Origin of the sequence: Methanobrevibacter sp., assembly GCF_017427765.1 — an archaeon.
Lineage (GTDB): Archaea > Methanobacteriota > Methanobacteria > Methanobacteriales > Methanobacteriaceae > Methanocatella.
In genome coordinates, this window is sequence record NZ_JAFRSC010000042.1 from 1 (window position 1) to 2,973 (window position 2,973).

Here is a 2,973-nt window from a genome sequence, read left to right on the forward strand (position 1 = left end):
GAAGATCCCGGACGAATCAAGAAAAGAATTGAGAGATCTTCGAAATCAACTACTTAAGATTGGTACAAATTTGAATCAGCTCACTAGATTAGCAAATACTCAAGGAATAATTATCGGAGATCTGGATCAGACATTGAAAGAAGTAACTGATACTGTAGGAAAAATCAATGACTTGATTTAATGAGGCTTTAAAAATGGCAATTACTAAGATTTGGTCGCTGCACTCATCATTAAAAGCTGCTGTTCAATATATTGAGAATACCGAAAAAACTACAGAAGTCGATATTAAGTCTAGAATTGCATCTAATGATGAATTCATTTCTCCTTCTTTCAGGGATAATACCGATATTCAAATTGCAAATTTGAAGCAAGCGATAGGATATATTTCTCAAGAGTATAAGACCGAAGAAAAAAGGCTTGTATCTGGTATTAACTGTACCGCCGAAAATGCTCTTGCTGAAATGAACAAGGAGAAAGAATATTTCGGTAAAACCGGTGGCGTAGTTGGTTATCATTGCGTACAGAGTTTTATGCCGGGCGAGATCGATCCGGACCATGCCCATTTGATTGGACTGGAACTGGCTCAAAAAGTATGGGGTGATTATAATTATCAGGTTGTTGTTGCTACCCACATCGATCGGGAACATATTCATAATCATTTTATAATTAACTCAGTTAGCCTAGATGGAGAAAAGCATCCTTGCTGCTATCACCGGAAGATCTCTTATATATCAGATGAAATCATTAAACAACACGGTTTATCCGTTATTACAGACAGGGGAATTTCCCCTGCAGTTTTACCGCACTATTCAAAAAGGCAATTAAAGGCCAAGATGGATATCGATGAGGGTATTGCGGTTTGTAATAATCTGAGTGAGTTCCGTGATTTTATGAGAAATCGAGGTTATGAGCTGGATCTTTCTGACAATCACAAATTCTGGACATTGCAGCATAGTGATTGGCAGCGGCCTATGCGATTCATTCGTTTTGGAGATGATTATTCAAATGAGAGGCTTGTCAAACGAATCGAGAACGAATATATGGTCATGCCTGACGGATATACACGAGATTCTATGTCGCCATCTCAGCTCTATATGTATGAAAACAGATATGCGAGGATCCAAAAGAATTGGAAAAATACATATCAGTATCAATTCTTTATGTTTATGCTGAAAACCTTCGGGATCAACCTTAATGATTATCAAGTTCATCCGGAAAGATATTCTCGGCAACAGAAAAAAGACTTAGAACAAGTGTGGAAGTCGTTGCAGTCAATTACACTGCTAAATGAACTTGGTGTTAAAACAACAACGGATGCAGAAAAAACGCTTACTGGACTTCAACAGAAAATTGCCTTTTTGGAGAAGGAACAAACTAAGCTCCGCCACCAAATATATATTCTTTCGAGAAGTCAAAAAGATCCTGAAGCGGAATCTGCAGCCCGAGCACAACTGAAAAGTATAAATATTGAATTAAAGGACTTAAGGACAAAAAGGAAAATGCTGGAAGGTGTTATGAAGGCATCTGTTTCTGAACCTGAAAAGGGTCCCGAACCTGGCATTGAACCAGAATAAAAATGAGTCCCACTTGGGACTCATTAATAAAAACGTGTCAACCACAAGGGATTTAGGCTAAGAATTTTATAATAAAAAGTGCAAAAACAACCCCGATTTCATATTGAAGTCGGGGCTTTTTTATTTGTAATAATGGAGCAGAAGAAAATTAGCTTACATTTAATTTGTCTTTTAATGCTTCTTGAAGAACTTGTGAAAAGTTAATATTTTTCTTAACAGCTGCGTCATTAAGCCATTCAGGGATTGATAAAGTTTTCTTTACTGCTCTAGTACCGAATTTTTTTCTATATTCCAGTGTATCGCATACAACATATGTAACGAATTCGCCTTTGTTTAATTTTATTTTTTCAATGGGAGTAGCATCAGGCGCTTGTAGTTCTTTTTCCTCGTAATTTGAATAAATCATAAGCGCAAGTGCATCTTCTGCCATCATCATACCGTCTTCGAGATTGTCTCCGCAAGTGCAGCAATTCTCTATATCGGGAAAGCTGATGGAATACATTCCTTTATCTTCAGGTGTAAATATAGCAGGATAAATATAAACTGATGAACGAATATCTTTCTTGGACATAATATCTTCCTTTCTTTCGTGTTCTGAGTTTCTGTTTTCCAATGTTAAAGGATCCCTGATTGCTTTTTTATTGTTTTCTCTGTTCCGGTTGGCAATTCCTTTGAATTGTGCCGAGGTACAGCGAATTGTTGTTTTGTTATAGGCGAGTACCAAATTTCGTGGTTTTCACCTTCTCTTAATAATGTGCAGCCGTGCTTTTTTAATAGCTTCTTAAGTTCTGATACTTTCATGAATAATTTCCTTTCTTCAATCAAATTATAATACGTATTGATACGTAAAGTCAACAATGATGGCAAATTTGCCATCATTAAAGAGAGTGCGTCAACCACAAGGGTTTTAGCTTGAAAAAAGCCGATAAAAAAGTTCAAAAATAAACCCCGATTTCAGTATGAAGGCATCTTTTTCTGAACCTGAAAAGGGTCCCGAACCTGGCATTGAACCAGAATAAAAATGAGTCCCAAGTGGGACTCATTAATAAAAACGTGTCAACCACAAGGCTTTTAGGCCGTTTTTGATGCGGATAAAAAGCATAAAAATCCCCGGTTTTTCTTAATGAATGCCGGGGATTTTTGTTGTTCTCTGTACTGTTTGTGTTCCTGCCTGTTAGCTTAATAGTTCTAGCTCCTCTCGTGGAATACGGGATATGATCGCATACATTCCGCAATGAGGACACTTCTCTGTCTTGACTTCGACTCCATAATGAGCTGAGACGATGGTACAAACCGTATCCGGAGTTATAACCATGCCCGCACCATTCTTGATGGAATGTATCGGTCTGCATTTCTTTCCAACGAGTTCATCGGCTTTGTATCTCCTAGAGATCATGTA

Annotated in this window: 5 protein-coding genes; 2 read left to right on the plus strand and 3 right to left on the minus strand. The window is 37.5% G+C overall.

What is annotated here, in order from left to right; translation table 11 throughout:
• Together mobC and IJL02_RS11710 are read left to right on the plus strand one after the other, a co-directional pair.
• A partial coding sequence (gene mobC, locus IJL02_RS11705) for a plasmid mobilization relaxosome protein MobC (protein WP_292816653.1) occupies window positions 1–181 on the plus strand: 181 nt, incomplete at its 5' end.
• Between the two features lie 13 nt (window positions 182–194).
• Complete coding sequence (locus IJL02_RS11710; protein ID WP_292816655.1) at window positions 195–1,574, plus strand: relaxase/mobilization nuclease domain-containing protein; 1,380 nt, start codon at window positions 195–197, stop codon at window positions 1,572–1,574.
• 148 nt (window positions 1,575–1,722) lie between these two features.
• Here IJL02_RS11710 and IJL02_RS11715 read toward each other — a convergent pair whose 3' ends face one another.
• The 3 genes from IJL02_RS11715 to IJL02_RS11720 all read right to left on the minus strand — a co-directional run.
• On the minus strand, window positions 1,723–2,298 hold the full coding sequence (locus tag IJL02_RS11715; protein ID WP_292816657.1) for a type II toxin-antitoxin system HicB family antitoxin: 576 nt from the start codon (window positions 2,296–2,298) through the stop codon (window positions 1,723–1,725).
• A complete protein-coding gene (locus tag IJL02_RS12525) occupies window positions 2,190–2,453 on the minus strand; it encodes a type II toxin-antitoxin system HicA family toxin (protein WP_369334643.1) in 264 nt (87 codons plus the stop codon). The genes IJL02_RS11715 and IJL02_RS12525 overlap by 109 nt, the downstream gene beginning before the upstream one ends.
• 295 nt (window positions 2,454–2,748) lie before the next feature.
• Window positions 2,749–2,973 (minus strand): hypothetical protein (locus IJL02_RS11720; RefSeq protein WP_292816659.1); only part of this gene is annotated, 225 nt, incomplete at its 5' end.